The organism is Spirosoma litoris (assembly GCF_054776755.1).
Genome location: NZ_BAAHBI010000055.1, coordinates 106062 through 121191 on the forward strand (window position 1 = coordinate 106062; position 15130 = coordinate 121191).

General features: G+C 48.0%; 15 protein-coding genes. 11 read left to right on the plus strand and 4 right to left on the minus strand.

Translation table 11 applies throughout. The features are described 5' to 3' along the window. Window positions 1-56: 56 nt before the first annotated feature. The 11 genes from ACYVGR_RS29045 (at window position 57) to ACYVGR_RS29095 (ending at window position 11632) form a co-directional block, all read left to right on the plus strand. Entirely contained in the window at window positions 57-1211 is a 1155-nt protein-coding gene (locus ACYVGR_RS29045; protein WP_460963448.1) for an ABC transporter permease, read from the plus strand. A 108-nt stretch (window positions 1212-1319) separates the two neighbouring features. After that, window positions 1320-2711, plus strand: a complete 1392-nt coding sequence (locus tag ACYVGR_RS29050) for a sigma-54-dependent transcriptional regulator (RefSeq protein ID WP_460963450.1) — start codon at window positions 1320-1322, stop codon at window positions 2709-2711. An 83-nt stretch (window positions 2712-2794) separates the two neighbouring features. Further along, entirely contained in the window at window positions 2795-4075 is a 1281-nt protein-coding gene (locus ACYVGR_RS29055; protein WP_460963452.1) for a sensor histidine kinase, read from the plus strand. A 211-nt stretch (window positions 4076-4286) separates the two neighbouring features. Next, window positions 4287-5105, plus strand: coding sequence for a DUF3050 domain-containing protein (locus ACYVGR_RS29060; RefSeq protein WP_460963585.1), 819 nt, complete (start codon window positions 4287-4289; stop codon window positions 5103-5105). 271 nt (window positions 5106-5376) lie between these two features. Next, the gene (locus ACYVGR_RS29065) at window positions 5377-6459 is read left to right on the plus strand and encodes a dipeptidase (RefSeq protein ID WP_460963454.1); all 1083 of its coding nucleotides are present in this window, start codon (window positions 5377-5379) and stop codon (window positions 6457-6459) included. A gap of 99 nt (window positions 6460-6558) precedes the next feature. Next, window positions 6559-7464, plus strand: coding sequence for a helix-turn-helix domain-containing protein (locus tag ACYVGR_RS29070; protein WP_460963456.1), 906 nt, complete (start codon window positions 6559-6561; stop codon window positions 7462-7464). 77 nt (window positions 7465-7541) lie between these two features. Beyond that, the gene (locus ACYVGR_RS29075; protein ID WP_460963458.1) at window positions 7542-8447 is read left to right on the plus strand and encodes an oxidoreductase; all 906 of its coding nucleotides are present in this window, start codon (window positions 7542-7544) and stop codon (window positions 8445-8447) included. A 78-nt stretch (window positions 8448-8525) separates the two neighbouring features. Then, window positions 8526-8975, plus strand: coding sequence for a carboxymuconolactone decarboxylase family protein (locus tag ACYVGR_RS29080; protein ID WP_460963460.1), 450 nt, complete (start codon window positions 8526-8528; stop codon window positions 8973-8975). A gap of 313 nt (window positions 8976-9288) precedes the next feature. Further along, on the plus strand, window positions 9289-9648 hold the full coding sequence (locus ACYVGR_RS29085) for a YciI family protein (RefSeq protein ID WP_460963462.1): 360 nt from the start codon (window positions 9289-9291) through the stop codon (window positions 9646-9648). A gap of 36 nt (window positions 9649-9684) precedes the next feature. Further along, window positions 9685-10929, plus strand: a complete 1245-nt coding sequence (locus tag ACYVGR_RS29090; RefSeq protein WP_460963464.1) for an RNA polymerase sigma factor — start codon at window positions 9685-9687, stop codon at window positions 10927-10929. Between the two features lie 157 nt (window positions 10930-11086). Then, on the plus strand, window positions 11087-11632 hold the full coding sequence (locus tag ACYVGR_RS29095; RefSeq protein WP_460963466.1) for a DNA-3-methyladenine glycosylase I: 546 nt from the start codon (window positions 11087-11089) through the stop codon (window positions 11630-11632). A 34-nt stretch (window positions 11633-11666) separates the two neighbouring features. Here ACYVGR_RS29095 and ACYVGR_RS29100 read toward each other — a convergent pair whose 3' ends face one another. The 4 genes from ACYVGR_RS29100 to ACYVGR_RS29115 all read right to left on the minus strand — a co-directional run bounded on the left by ACYVGR_RS29100 (window position 11667) and on the right by ACYVGR_RS29115 (window position 15117). Then, window positions 11667-12836, minus strand: coding sequence for an IS701 family transposase (locus ACYVGR_RS29100; protein ID WP_460963468.1), 1170 nt, complete (start codon window positions 12834-12836; stop codon window positions 11667-11669). After that, window positions 12808-13020 carry a hypothetical protein gene (locus ACYVGR_RS29105; protein ID WP_460963470.1) on the minus strand — a complete coding sequence of 71 codons (213 nt, stop codon included), beginning with the start codon at window positions 13018-13020 and terminating at the stop codon, window positions 12808-12810. Before ACYVGR_RS29105 ends, ACYVGR_RS29100 begins: the two co-directional genes overlap by 29 nt. Before the next feature lie 118 nt (window positions 13021-13138). Then, window positions 13139-14533, minus strand: a complete 1395-nt coding sequence (locus ACYVGR_RS29110; protein WP_460963472.1) for a glycosyltransferase family 39 protein — start codon at window positions 14531-14533, stop codon at window positions 13139-13141. Then, window positions 14530-15117, minus strand: coding sequence for a hypothetical protein (locus ACYVGR_RS29115; protein WP_460963474.1), 588 nt, complete (start codon window positions 15115-15117; stop codon window positions 14530-14532). The genes ACYVGR_RS29110 and ACYVGR_RS29115 overlap by 4 nt, the downstream gene beginning before the upstream one ends. Between the last annotated feature and the right edge of the window lie 13 nt (window positions 15118-15130).

The following is a 15130-nucleotide window of genomic DNA, read 5'->3' on the forward strand; positions in this document are numbered from 1 at the left end:
AAAAGGCTGGATCACTTGGTCACTCTTTCGCTCATTCACTCTTTCGCTCATTAATTATGATCCCTCATCTGTTTAAATTAATCTGGAATAAGAAGAAGACGCATGCTTTACTGATTGTCGAAATCTGGGCGTCGTTTATGGTCCTTTTCGGACTGGCCACATTGATCGTTGTGAATGTGGGCAATTACCAGGAGCCGTTAGGCTTTACCTACGATAACGTCTGGGCTATTAGCCTGAAGGCAAACCAGGACACAACGGGTATTGCCGAAAAATTACAGCGGATTCAACAGCGTCTGAGGGCATACTCCGAAGTAGAATCGGTTTCCCGTATGGGTAGTAACTTTCCGTTTTCGGCTAATCAGACGAACAACGGCATTGAGTACAACAAGCATAAGGTACTGGCTGAATCGTACACAACCGACGAGAATTACGCGAGAACGCTCGATATTCCTGTCGTGGCTGGCCATTGGTATCGAAACGCCGACAGTGTCGGGAAATTTACGCCGGTGGTCATCAATCGAAAGGCGAAAGAAGCGTTGTTTGGCGATGAGAATCCGCTGGGGAAAATTATCAGTGAGCGGTTTCGGGTTGTTGGCGTAATCGACAACTTCAAAGCAAAAGGCGAATTTATGTCGAATAAACCAACCCTCTTTGAGTTAGCAAAAGTTGATGCTACCTGGATCGATACGATGATCATTAAAGTGAAACCCGGTACCGATGCCGCGTTTGAAGCTAAGGTAGTAAAAGACATCGCGTCGATGATGACAGGTTGGAGCGTTGAAGTCGATTACCTGACCGATTCACGTAAAAATCAGCATAATCTGGTGCTGGTTCCCATTATTATCGCGCTGATTGTGAGTAGCTTTTTGCTGATCAACGTAGCACTCGGTTTGTTTGGCGTTCTGAACCTGAGCATTGCCAAACGTCGGGGCGAGATTGGTCTGCGTCGGGCATTAGGAGCCACCGGAAACGGAATTTCGACCCAATTCATCAGCGAAATCTGGGTACTGGCTACCTTTGCCATGCTGATCGGGCTACTGTTTGCCGCACAGTTTCCGTTGTTGAATGTTTTCGACTTGTCATCAGGCGTTTATGTTACGGCTATTCTGATTGCCGTGGCGATCATCTACGGGATTGTCACGCTTTGTGCTCTTTTCCCCAGCCGACAAGCTGCCATGATTCAACCAGCGGTAGCGTTGCATGAGGAGTAAGATCAATGGATAATGTAAAATGGATAATGAATAACGAATGATGAAAATGAATAATAGAGTGCTGTCCGCCATTATACATTGTTCATTTTCCATTATTCATTAAAAAGTATGCTCCTCATCATCGACGACGATATTGCTATTCAAACCTCGCTTTCCTTGCTGTTCAGGAAAGAAGGATTCACCGTGCGCATGGCTGATGGGCCGTTTGAGGCTTTTGAGGTGCTAAATGGAGAAGCGCCGGAGTTGATCTTACTCGACATGAATTTCTCGGTCGATACGTCCGGCGATGATGGGCTGCGCTTGTTGCGTCGAATCCGGGAACGGCTGCCCAATGTACCGGTTATTCTGATTACCGGGTGGGGGAGCATTGATCTGGCCGTAGAAGGCATGAAAGCCGGAGCGAAGGATTTCATTACAAAACCCTGGCAGAATGACCACCTTATTCAATCGGTTCGAACAGCCCTGAATCTGGCGCAACCCGCAGCGGCATCGCCAAACCGTCGGAAACTCGATCAGCAGTTCCGCTTTGATAATATCGTTGGCGAAGACCCAAATCTGTTGTCTATTTTAACGACCATCGGGCGTGTAGCCCCAACCGACGCGCCCGTACTGATCACAGGCGAAAGCGGCACTGGTAAAGAGCTAATTGCCGAAGCCATTCACCAGAATAGCCTGCGTAAACGACAGCCTTTTGTGAAAGTCAACCTGGGTGGTATATCGTCCACTCTGTTCGAGAGTGAGCTGTTTGGTCATGTCCGGGGAGCCTTTACCGATGCCAAAACCGACCGGGTGGGGCGCTTCGAGCTGGCCAATAAAGGCTCCATTTTTCTGGACGAAATCGGCGATCTTGACCCTGCCAGTCAGGTTAAGTTGTTACGCGTGTTGCAGGATCGGACGTTTGAGCCGCTGGGTAGCAGCAAGTCCCGGACGGTAGATGTGCGGGTGATTTGTGCCACCAACCGAAATCTGGAAGAGATGGTCAGTAAAGGTCAATTTCGCGAAGACCTGTTTTACCGGATCAACCTCATTACCGTTCGACTTCCGGCCTTACGGGAGCGCCCCGGTGATATTCCGTTGTTGGTTAATTACTTTGTTAACAACCTGAAAGCTATCTACAATCGCCCAGCCCTGCAGGTGGGTTCGGTGGCGCAGAAGTGGCTGAAAAATCTCGCCTTGCCGGGTAATATCCGCCAATTGAAAAACGTAGTCGAGCGTACGGTTCTCCTTTCCTCCAACGACGAGCTACAAACCGAAGACTTCGAACGCAACCTTACGTCGAACACAACCACCCTGCCCTCTGCATCCCGCCAGACTGCCGGATCGTCCCTGCCCGAAGTAGGTACGATGACGCTGGAAGAGATGGAATATCAGATGATTCAGCGAGCTATGGCGTTTCACCATAATCGAGTTGCGAAGGTGGCGCGGGCGCTGGGCATCACTCGTTTTGCACTCTACCGCCGATTGGAGAAATTTGGGATTCCGTATTCAACTGAAGAGTAGCATGGGGCAAGGAGCATGGGGCTGGGAGTAAACAACTTCCCCTTGTGCAACACCCTGCCCCGTGCGCCCTGCTCCCTGCTGTTATGCACGTTAGCTTTCGTACTCGCTATTTACTGTACATTATTGCTGTTCATCTAGCAATAACCGCGCTGCTATATTTGGTATTACAGCAAGACAAACTCCTGTTCATTGCCAGTGAACTAGGGCTTCTGCTGTCTGTCTATGCGGCCATCAGTATTTACAGGCGGTTTCAGCAACCGTCGGAGTTCATCGCTTCAGGCATTGAAGCCATCCGGGATAAAGACTTCACCGTCAAGTTTGTACCAACGGGTAATCAGGAAGTCGATGAGTTGATAACCGTTTATAACCTCATGATTGACCAGCTTCGGCAGGAGCGGACCCGGCAGATTGAGCAGCAGTTTTTTTTAGAAAAGCTCATCGAAGCCGCCCCCATTGCGATCCTGATTTTTGATTTCGATGGGAATGTGGCGTCGGTTAACCCAAGAGCGAGTCAACTGCTGTCGGTGAAGCCCGATGAAGTTGTGGGGAAACAATTAGCGGAACTTGGATTTTCGTTGCTCGCTCAAATCGCTGATCTGGCCGACGGAGAGTCGCGGATTATGAAACCCAATGGGCTCGAAACCTACAAAGTGCTGCGGTCGAATTTCATGGATCGGGGTTTCCGACGGTCGTTTCTGATCATCGAAGAACTCACCCCCGAGATTCTGGCCAGCGAAAAGAAAGCCTACAGCAAGGTCATTCGGATGATGGCGCACGAGGTGAACAATTCCATAGGAGCCGTCAACTCCATTCTCGACGTTAGCAAAACTTATGTAAATGACCCCGATGTTCAGCATGCCGTGGGCATCGCCATTGAGCGTAACGATCGACTGAATCGCTTTATGCGTCGGTTTGCCGATGTGGTTAGATTACCTCAACCCCAGAAACGGGCTGTCGACATTAGCGAAATTGCTCAAAGTGTCGTTCGATTGATGCAGCCGCAGGCCGAACTGCGCGGAGTTAGTCTGCAACTTGCCACGAAGGAGGTCAACGTTCAGGTGGTTGACGTTGAGCAGATGGAGCAGGTGCTGGTCAACATCGTCAAAAATGCCCTCGAAGCCTGCGAATCGGGTCAGCGCGTGGAGATCATCAGTACGGCGCGCCACCTGTCTATTCGGGACAATGGAGCGCCGATCCTACATGACATTGAAGCCAATCTGTTCAACCCATTTTACAGCACCAAACCCGAAGGACAGGGCATCGGCTTAACGCTCACCCGCGAAATTCTCCTGAATCATCAATTCCCCTTTTCGCTCAAAACCAACGAAGACGGCTGGACAGAATTCTTAATTGAGTTTGTGTGATGGCGTTTATGGCGCAAGGCCGGGCCACGTTGGCTCTGGCCTTGTGTCTACTATTCATCAGCCTCAGGCTGAGTTATCAGTGTATCTTTGCATTACGGCCAGGGGCCGGGTAATAGATGGCACAAGGCCAGAGCCAACGTGGCCTGGCCTTGCGCCATCTATAATCGGGTTTCAGCCGTATATAGCCAACAAACAGTAATTATTTTCAATGATAAACGACCGAATTGAACAGATTAAAAAGGGGATTGAACCTTTACGACAAGCGATTATAAACCACAAGGTATATGCTGAAATACAGACTATTGAGGACGTGAAAGTATTTATGCAATACCATGTGTTTGCCGTTTGGGACTTCATGTCGTTACTCAAGGCGTTACAGCTTAAATTGACCTGTACGTCGGTTCCCTGGTTTCCAAAGGGTTCGGCGGAGACTCGCTATTTGATCAATGAAATCGTAGCTGGGGAAGAATCGGACGTTGATGGAGAGGGAATTCGGAAAAGCCACTTTGAACTGTACCTGGATGCCATGCAACAGTGCGGAGCCGATACGTCGGCCATTGAAACATTTGTAGCCGTGCTACAGGAAACGGGCGATTTCAAGCAGGCGTTTACAGCCTCAGCGACTCCAGCGCCGGCCAAAGACTTTGTCGAGTTTACATTCGACGTGATTTCCAGTGATCGGGAACATCGGCAATCGGCGGTATTTACGTTTGGGCGTGAAGACCTGATTCCGGGTATGTTTATTTCGATTATCAACGATTTGCACAAGAAATTTCCGGACAGCCTATCCATCTTCAAGTATTACCTCGAACGCCATATCGAAGTAGATGGTGATCATCATAGTCAGCTTGCCTTGCAAATGACCGCGAACCTGTGCGGTGATGACGAACAAAACTGGCTGGAAGCTGAACAAGTCATTCGGCAGGCTCTGCAGAAACGCATCGATCTCTGGGATGGTGTGTATGACGCGATCATGCAAACGAGAGAAGGTCGGGATTACCAAGAGATTGAAATGGCTGGCTTGGTCTAGCCTTAGTGTATAGAATCTGTTTAAGTTTTTCGAATTTTGTTAAAACAGAGTCGTTTCTTGTCATTCCGACCTTAGGAGGAATGACAAAAACAACCTAGATTTTTCAAGAAAGGGCGAAGTTTAAGCCGGTTCATAATCAAAAAGTAGCCTGCGTAATCCGCTATATTTATCTTTTTGAAGGTAGATATGGCGGATTTTTTGTGATGTTGAAGGCGCTTGCTTCATTCGTGCTTATCTTACAGTTGCGAATACAACCGCAGAAAACCTTCCTATGCAAACACGAAAGCAGTTTTTGAAAAATGCCTGTGCCATTGCGGCTGGGGCATCCTGGCTATCCGTCGATAGGCTGGCCGCCTTCGCCATGCCTGCTCCCAAAAAGTCAATCTATTTTGATTTTCATTGCCATCCCGGCTGGTCAATGACCGAGCGAAACTTTGCTAATAATGCGGAAACAAAGTTGCCCGAAACGGTAAACGAGATGAAAGAGGGTCATTTGACGAGCGGGTTTCTGGCATTGGTAGCCGATGCTCCTTTGATCAAACCAGGCCCTAAGGGAATCATTATTACCCGTAAATATTCGCCGGGCGACGGCTGGACGGAATACAAGCGCCAGCTTCAGCGAATTAAAGAAGTTTTTTCGCAGGTAGGTATACCATTTTCTACCGATCTGAATGATCTGAGTACCAAAACCAGCGGACCTATTGGCTACCTGGCTGTGGAAGGTGGCGATTTTTTAGATGATCAGCTAAGTCGAATCGAAGAAGCGTATCAGGATGGAGTTCGTTCCATTCAATTGGTTCACTACGCACCTAATAATCTGGGCGATCTTCAGACAGCCGAAACAACCTTTAATGGTTTATCGCCTTTTGGGAAAGATGTGGTCAGGAAGATGAATGAACTGGGCATGGCCATTGACGTGGCGCATGCTTCGTTTCAAACGGCGAAAGATGTGGCCAATCTGACCCAAGCGCCGATCATTTTATCGCATAGTATTCTGCAAATGGAGGCCGGTCGCCCCATTGCGCTCAGAGCGATCTCAAAAGAGCATGCGAAAGTTGTAGCCGATACGGGTGGCGTTATCGGGGCCTGGCCGTCTGGATTTAATAAAAGCTTCGATGAATACGTCGATAATATTAAGCGCCTGGTCGATGTGGTTGGTATCAATCACGTCGGTATTGGAACCGATATGTCGGCAAATTTCCAGCCGGTGCTAACCAATTATACGCAATACCCTCAGGTGGCTGAAGCCTTGACATCGAAAGGATTTACCAGTCAGGAGGTTGATAAAATTATGGGTGAAAACGCCAGGGTGGTCTTGGGAAAGATCGCGAAGTCCAGATCCAAGAAAGGGTAGGATATAGTCGTAGGCCTTTTGTTCGTAGCCATGCCACGGGTTTATTGTCATTAGCTAATACCTTATCGCATTGTGTATTGATTTTTGTACTTTTACGGAATGACTTCTGTACTCGACCTTCGCTCATTTTATGCTAATACAGGTGGTATTATTGAACCGCCTGTAACGGAAAGCGGCCATTTTAATGTCATTAAAGTTGAAGAGCTAGCGCTTCCCAAGCATAAACCGGTTAGCTATAGCCGCCGGTCGTATTTCAAGGTGAGCCTTGTTTTTGGGCAAAGTAAAATTCATTACGCCGATCAGTGTATGGAGATTACGGAAAGCGCATTAGTCTTTACTAACCCGATGATTCCGTATAGTTGGGAACGGATTAGCGAAGAGCAAACAGGCTTCATCTGTCTGTTTACTGAGGACTTTTTCAGTCGATTCGGGAAAATCAGCGACTACCCGGTTTTTACTTCGGCGGCCAGCGCGGTCGTTCCGTTAAATACACACGAAGCTGGCCAGTTTCATGTCCTCTTCTTACGAATGATTGCTGAACTAAATGGTCAGTATACCTACAAATATGACCTTTTACGGTGTCTTGTTCTGGAAATCATTCTCGAATCGCAGAAGAAACAGCCTGCTGATGGGAAACCGTCCGTCGGCTCAACTGCTTACGAGCGAATTGTGCTTCTGTTTACGGAGCTACTGGAGCGGCAATTCCCGATTGAGGTAGCCACGCAACGGTTGAAACTGGATTCGCCTTCGGCCTTTGCCAATCAATTAAACATTCATGTCAACCATCTCAATAAAGCGCTTAAAGAAATTACGGGGCAAACCACATCTCAACTGATCAATCGACGAATTATTCAGGAAGCAAAGAGCCTTCTCAAAACCACGAATTGGTCGGTTAATGAAATAGCCTGGAGTCTGGGCTTCGATGAAGCCAATCATTTTTCGAGTTTTTACAAGCATAATACCGGCCTAACCGCCAAACAGTTTCGCGTTTTAGTTACTGATTGATTTTTATACTTACTGGTTTCGTTTTGGTAGCGTATTCCTGACGCATACACTGAAATTTGTCCCATAAAAAAAACGCTATGTGGACAATCGAAAACATCCCCGACCAAACGGGAAAAACGGCGCTCGTAACGGGGGCAACGAGTGGAATAGGGTATGAAACAGCACTGGCTTTATATACTGCCGGAGCGCACGTCATCCTGGCTGGCAGAGATGGCATCAAAGCCGAACAGGCAGCTGCCACGATTCAGGCCAAAGGGGGGAGGGGCACACTTGAAATCGGTGTCCTGGATTTGGCCAGCCTTCGTCAAATAAACCAATTCGCAGAGTCGATCCGGAAAAGGCATGATCAGCTCCAGATTCTCATTAACAATGCCGGGGTGATGGTGCCACCCGCCAGTAAGACCAAGGATGGCTTCGAGCTTCAGTTTGGGGTTAATTTTCTGGGTCATTTTGCGCTGACGGGTCATTTGTATCCCGTACTGAAACAAACGGCCGGTGCCCGAATTGTGACCTTAAGCAGTGGTGCCCACCGGTTTGTCGATACGATCGACTTTGCTAATGTACGATCCGAAAAATCGTATGATCCGAATCGGGAGTATGCAGTCAGTAAACTCGCTGATTTACAGTTTGCTCTCGAACTACAACGGCGATTTGAGCGGGTAGGCGATACGCTTATTTCAGTAGCTGCCCATCCCGGCGTAACCCAAACAGCCTTGTCCCGGCATATGCCTACTGCTGAGTATCAGGCAGCCGTCACCCGATTCGGGGAGCTAATGCCTGCCTGGCAGGGTGCTTTACCAGCCCTATTTGCGGCAACATCCCCAACCGTAAACGGTGGTGACTATTACGGGCCTGATGGCGAAAGTGAACTGCACGGTTATCCGGCATTAGCCAGGATCAGTGATGCGGGTCGAAATATAGAGGCTGCTAAACAGCTCTGGGAATTTGCCGAACAGACAACGGGAGTGCGGTTCCCTGAATAAAATTTGAAAAAAGTTTTGTCAGTTTGTCCAATCTGGAAAGTTCGATTGTCAATGGGGCGTAAAACAAAAACGTAAACCATGGAACAACGATTGAACGTCCACGAAAAAGGGCAAGCTGCCCTGAAAACACTTTTTGGAATCGGAGGCTATCTAAGGAAATCTTCAGTTGAACCGGCCCTTCAGCATTTGATTTATTTCCGGGTATCGCAGATCAATAGTTGCGCGTATTGTCTGGATATGCATTACAAAGACGCCCGCGCTAACGGCGAAACCGAGCAGCGATTATATGGCCTGAGTGCCTGGCGGGAATCTCCCTATTATACCGACCGAGAACGGGCCGCTTTCGCCTGGGCCGAAGCGGTTACGGCCTGTCATGTGCCGGATGACGTGTACAGTCTGGCAAAAAGCCAATTTTCTGATGAGGAATTAATTGACCTGACGCTGGCCGTTACGACTATTAATACCTGGAATCGCATGAATCATGCGTTTGAAAACACGCCAGGAAGTTATCAGATCGGCCAGTTTTGATGCGCTTATGGCAGACAATGGCAGTATCAACGCTCCTGACCTCATCCATTGGTCGAAAAGTGGCAATGGCACTCTCGGGTGTTTTTCTGATCTCGTTTTTGGCGCTACATGTCTCGCTGAATATGACATCGGTAATTGACAGAGTAGGGGCATGGGATTGTTTCATCCCTGCAATCGATTGGGTTTACTAATCAGTATGCACGAGCATTGGGAAAGTTGGGGAGGATATTTGCCGTTGTTGTACCTGCCGGTTTTATCGTAATCGCTTTGTATCATCATTTCGGTCATTTAAATTTCTAAATTTAGACACGCCATGAACGAATTCTTGTTAGTGATTCATCGGGACCTGATCAGCAAAGATGCCAGCCCGTCGCCCGAACAAATGCAGGCATCCATCAAGCCTTTCCAGGATTGGATTGGCGGTATTGCCGCCCAAAACAAACTAGTCAGTCCACCTAAACGCTGGGACGGCGGTGGTCGGGTTATCAAACAAAATAACACAGTGATCAATGGCCCATATGCCGAAATCAAGGAATCGGTAGGCGGTTTGTTCCTGATTCGGGCTGCCGACTACGACGAAGCCGTCGAAATAGCCAAGGGCTGTTCTGGAATGGGGAGCCGTTGTAGAGGTGCGTATGGCTCTATGAACTATGCCGTAAATTTTCTCGAATGACCTCTGCCCACTGGTAAAGATCGTTCTATCAACGCTATGGAAAACAGTGACCTGTTGCCACATTTATTCAGAACAGAGTACCGAAAGCTGGTTTCGGTACTCTGTTATTTGTTTGGGATTGAGCATATTGAGATCGCTGAGGATATTGTCAGCGATACGTTTCTGTCGGCAACTGAACTGTGGAGTTTCAATAAAGTACCCGAAAATCCAACGGGTTGGCTGTATACAGTTGCGAAAAACAAGACCAAAAATTACTTAAAACGGAATGCACTTTTTGATCAGAAACTTTCGGCCGACCTAAAATACAATGCGCCCAAAGGTGAAGAACTGGATCTGGATTTATCGACCAAAAACATCGCCGACAGTCAGTTAGCCATGATTTTTACCGTATGTAATCCATGTATTTCTGGCGAATCGCAAATTGCGTTAGCCTTAAATTTGCTTTGTGGCTTTGGTATTCAGGAAATTGCAGACGCCTTTTTGACCAGTAAAGACGTCATTTATAAGCGAATAAATCGGGCGAAATCAGCCCTAAAAGAAGCTCAGATAAAAATTGAGCAACCTACAGTAACGGAAATCAGTAATCGGCTGGATACTGTTCTGACAACCTTATACTTATTATTTTCTGAGGGCTATTTTTCGACGGCTCAAAACAGACTTCTCCGTAAAGATCTGTGCGCGGAAGCCATGCGCCTGACCTATTTGTTGATCGAGAATGAAGCGACCAATACGCCTTCTGTCAATGCCCTGTTTGCCCTGATGAGTTTTCATGCGTCTCGATTTGATACCCGGACGGACGACCAGGGCGACATTATTCTGTATCAGGATCAGGATGAAACCCGATGGAACAAGGAGTTGATTGAACAGGGTACCTATTATTTAAATCTGGCGTCAACGGGTACTATACTGACCAAATTTCATCTGGAAGCAGGCATCGCCTATTGGCATACGCATAAAGAAGATACCCCCGAAAAATGGGAGAGTATTCTGCAGCTTTATAACCAATTGCTTATGCTGGACTATTCGCCATTAGCGGCATTAAATCGAACGTTTGCGCTGGCCAAAGCAAATAGCAAGCAGGAGGCCATTCGCGAAGCCGAAAAGCTGAAGCTCACCGACAATCATTATTACTACGCCTTGCTAGGCTATCTATACACTGCTATTGACAGTACAAAGGCAGTACGTCATTTTGAAACAGCCTTAACATTAACTAATTCAACCGCTGTGAAAACGGCTCTACTTAAAAATATCGACCGACTGATGAATCCAGTAGCCTTATAGCAAGTGGCTGTTTGTCAGACTGCTTAGTGTGAAATTTGACGTAGACATACCTTCATCCAAAGTTTAGCTTTGCTACAACAAACCTCGATTGGGATACATTTTTCTGGGTATGATGTTCGAGTTTTGCGGTATTTTTAAGCCCAAACTCACCCATTCTATGTCTTACTGTCGTGCCATCGACTTTATGCCCGAAGAGCGTAAAGCTTTACACAAAGCTTACCACGATCACCTCTATGGTTTCCCCATCCACGACGATAATGAATTGTTCTGTCGTCTGGTATTGGAAATAAACCAGGCGGGTCTGAGTTGGGAAACCATTCTGAAAAAGGAAGCCACCTTCCGGAAAGCCTACGATAATTTTGACCTGCAAACCGTAGCCGCCTACACCGATGCTGATCGGGAGCGCCTGCTGGCTGATCCGGGTGTCATACGTAATCGCCTGAAAGTGAATGCTGCCATTGACAATGCCAAAACCATCCTGCGGCTGCAAGAAGAGTACGGATCGTTTGAAAAATGGCTGGAATCGAATCATCCAAAAACTAAAGCAGAGTGGGTGAAGCTGTTTAAAAAGACGTTTCGGTTTACGGGCGGTGAAATTGTGAACGAATTCTTAATGAGCATTGGCTACCTACCCGGCGCCCATACCGAAGACTGTGCGATTTATGGCAAGGTAGTGGAGGCTAAACCATTATGGGCTCAATAGTTTTTTCTGACAGGATTTACACTTGACTTTAGCTTTACGCAGCCCATGCTAAGGCCTGCTGCCATAGCTGGTACTGCTGTCGACTCATTTTTACATGGATTAGCTCCTGATCAGACATCGAAAAATGCATTCCTGACCATAAATACTGACGCACACTCGCTAACGCATCACTGAACGTGGGAGTCGATTTGGTATACCAGCTACTAACTTGACTAGTGAGTAAACCCATCGATTCAAGTCGATGGGCCACCAAGGTGACCACCGAAAACAAACCTAATAAACTCGGGGTGGTGCGGCCAATGGCCTGGCTACTCCACTGTCGTTGGGTTTCCACCCCTAAATGCGCACGTACCAAACCAAAGGTGGTTTCCATTGACCAGCGACGGACGAAATAGCCGATGATCTGTTCACCACTCAGCGAAACATCATTACTCACTAAACCCGTTACTTTTCCCTCAAACCGAGCCAATACCCAACGAATGGCTAGTGGCTTTTTGCCGCCATGATACCATAAGGCCGTCCCGCTTGTACACTCGAGCTGGCGGGATTGCTTTCCATACCAAGCGATGGTCACAGACTGCCACTGGGTAGCCGGATCAGTCGCCACTTGCCCTAACGAGGCTAAGCGCGCCCCCGTTAGCCGGTTGCGGCCACGCTGACCGGGTTGACGGGCCACAACGGGGCCATACAAAGCCGCATCCAGCCGAAGCCGACTGATCAGGCTCACTTGCCCCTGTAGAGCCAGTAACAAATCAATCACCGCATAGCTGCTGTCTCCCACGGCAATCAGTTGACGATCAGGCAACCATCGCTTGACTTGCCGCAACAACTGGCGGGCCCAGTCGGTCAGCGTTTTGGGCGCACGGGGCTTGTTTTGATAGTATCCACTAGCGGGGGCCAGAGCCGTCAGAAAGGGTAGAGCCCAGACCCCACCCGCCCAACTAATACGTATCAAGGCCATCACACTCACCCATCGTAAGCCACTGCACTTGACGGTATACTTTTCACTACTGCGAACGGCATCCCGAAAAATACCTTTGGCCGCAATGCGTTTGCCCCAGCGCCGTTCCAGGGTCTCATCGATACCGACCACCAGTGGCCCTTGTCCAATGAAGACACGCACCAGTTGAGCCAGCAAAACTCGACTGGCTTGTAAAGCTGACCACTGGGCCTGACTAAGTACTCGCCGGGTGGCCGGTGCCATGGTACTTGTGGAAGGTAGTGTTGGTGGCTTGTCCCATGATGCGCAAGACGGAAGAAATGGTTCGCTTTCCCGGCGTAAGTAGGGCACCGGCAAGCAAGAGTTGAACATGGTTAAATACTCGTTTGCAAAACAAGCTGGCAAACGGTAGTATTACAGGTAGAAACTCGCTGGGTAGTGTAAGCATGGAGAGATAAGTTTGGCGACCTAAATCTACATCGTAAACCCTCAGCGGGTTTCCCATAAATGCGAAAGTCAAGTTACAGGATAAAACAAGATTCTAATTGTAGAAAAGAAAATCCTGTTTATCCTGTAAATCCTGTCGAATAAACCTTAATCCGGTCTGACAACCAACGGAACAGGCTCGTCGTGCCGAGATAGAAATACATCAGAAAAAGGAGCTTGAAGAAACCGCGCCGGAACGTAAAGGGGACATTCGCGCCATCGACATGCTGAATAATCAGGCCAAACAGCATATAAATACTTACAATCCAGATAAGCGTGAAAAGTCCCTGCCTATCTCTGAAAACTAGGACATTAACCACGCTTACTAGTAGAAAAAACCATACCGCGTAGCCCCAATATACATCGTGGAAAACTACCTCTTTACCCATGTTAGCGTATGTTCGTATAAGTTGAGCCAGATAATCGTCGGTGATGCCATGAAGTAAACCCGGCTTTGCATGGGCAGGTAGAGGAAGATATCCGCGTAAAAAGATATAATTCCAGAAAATGACCGGTAGCAAACAAGCAATTGATAGCGCAATTGCCCGAAGAATAGCCTTGTTTCCAGGGATGTCAGGGGATTGGATTAGTACTAATAACGCTCCAATGGGCACGAAGAAAATTGTTTCGGTACGTGTCCAGCAAGCAAAGGCCAGAAGCAGTGCACTTCCTATAAATGGACCTCGCTGCCCTGATTCACAATAGTGTTGCAGTAAAATAACGCCCGTTGCAAAGAAGGCCGCATTCGCCCAATCGGTTTGAACCAGAAATGTGTAGGCAAATAACTCTGGGGAACAGGCCAGAATTGTGAGAAGTACACCCGCCAGCATCGGATGAATACGCTCGCGTAGTTCGGCGTAGAAAAACAGACCAAAGGAAATGACCAATATCGTAAGCCAGCTTTTCCCGAAAGCAAAAGGGCCCACACCGTCGGCAGCCAGTAAATAGATGACTTGTTGCATCGCCGTAAACGGCGCATAAAATGGCTGATTGCTAAAGGTCGATACCGAAGAGAGGTGTTGTGTAAAGACAGATGATACCAGAGTATGTTCGCGAACGGCATAGGTGGCTACCAGATCGGGCCCGACGATGGTATCGAAGGGTAGATTCGGGAACCACGCACATTTCCAGGCGCTTATGAATAACAGATAACCCCAGAATCCCAGAAATGGCAATTCGTAGGGCTGTACCTTAAGTTGCTCTGAACTAAAGGCTTCGCGCAGATATAGCCACTGTCCTCGTAGTAGCACAAGCGAAAGTGCTGTCAGCAGACCCAGGCCAATAAATAGGGGAGTGGTGGCTATGGGTAGATGTAAAAATTGCAACAGAAAAGGGAGTATCGAACTAAAGCCAAGCCCTGTCAGCATCGCCAGTCCCAGCAAACTATACCCACTTTTTACGGCTCTAAGTCGGGTTATTGGCCCGAAACCAACTAGGAATTGGGTTAGCATAACGAATACGGTAGCTGAACTCATGGCTTCGATTGGTAGTAGGCCCGTGCCTGTTCAGGCGTATAGGCAAAAAAATGAGGGTCGTATTTTTTGAATTCAGCCATCACTAAAGGACGATTATGAGCCTTGAATGTTAGTAGGAAAACCTTGTTCTCATACACCCAAAACGTATGCGTAGCCCGCTGTAAAAGCGAATCGGGTGCCGTCATTTCCAGCAGGTGAACCGACTTGCCCAAGTGATAATAGAGCACGCTGGGGTACAGCCAGTTATAGCCATTCGCTTTGCCTTGCTGCCAGGCGTTCCGAATAAGATAGCGTTGTGGAGGAATCAGAAAGTAATCAGTTGGTTGACAACGTTTTCGGATTAATTCGGTATAGGTGTAGGCGTCTTTATAACCTTCCTGTTTTCGAATCGAAATATCGCTTTGCTGCCCAAGCGTTTGGCGTTGTTTATAAAACCGATCAATGGTTGTCGTCAGCCATTTCTGATTCCTGGGCAAGAGGAGAAAGATCAGCAAAAAAAGACCGCTTGCTACCAGATAAATAACCTGCATCTGCCAGAATTGCCTGCGTGCTGCCGGGCCTGGAAAGTTGTGAAGAGTTGCCATACCGCAAAATCAA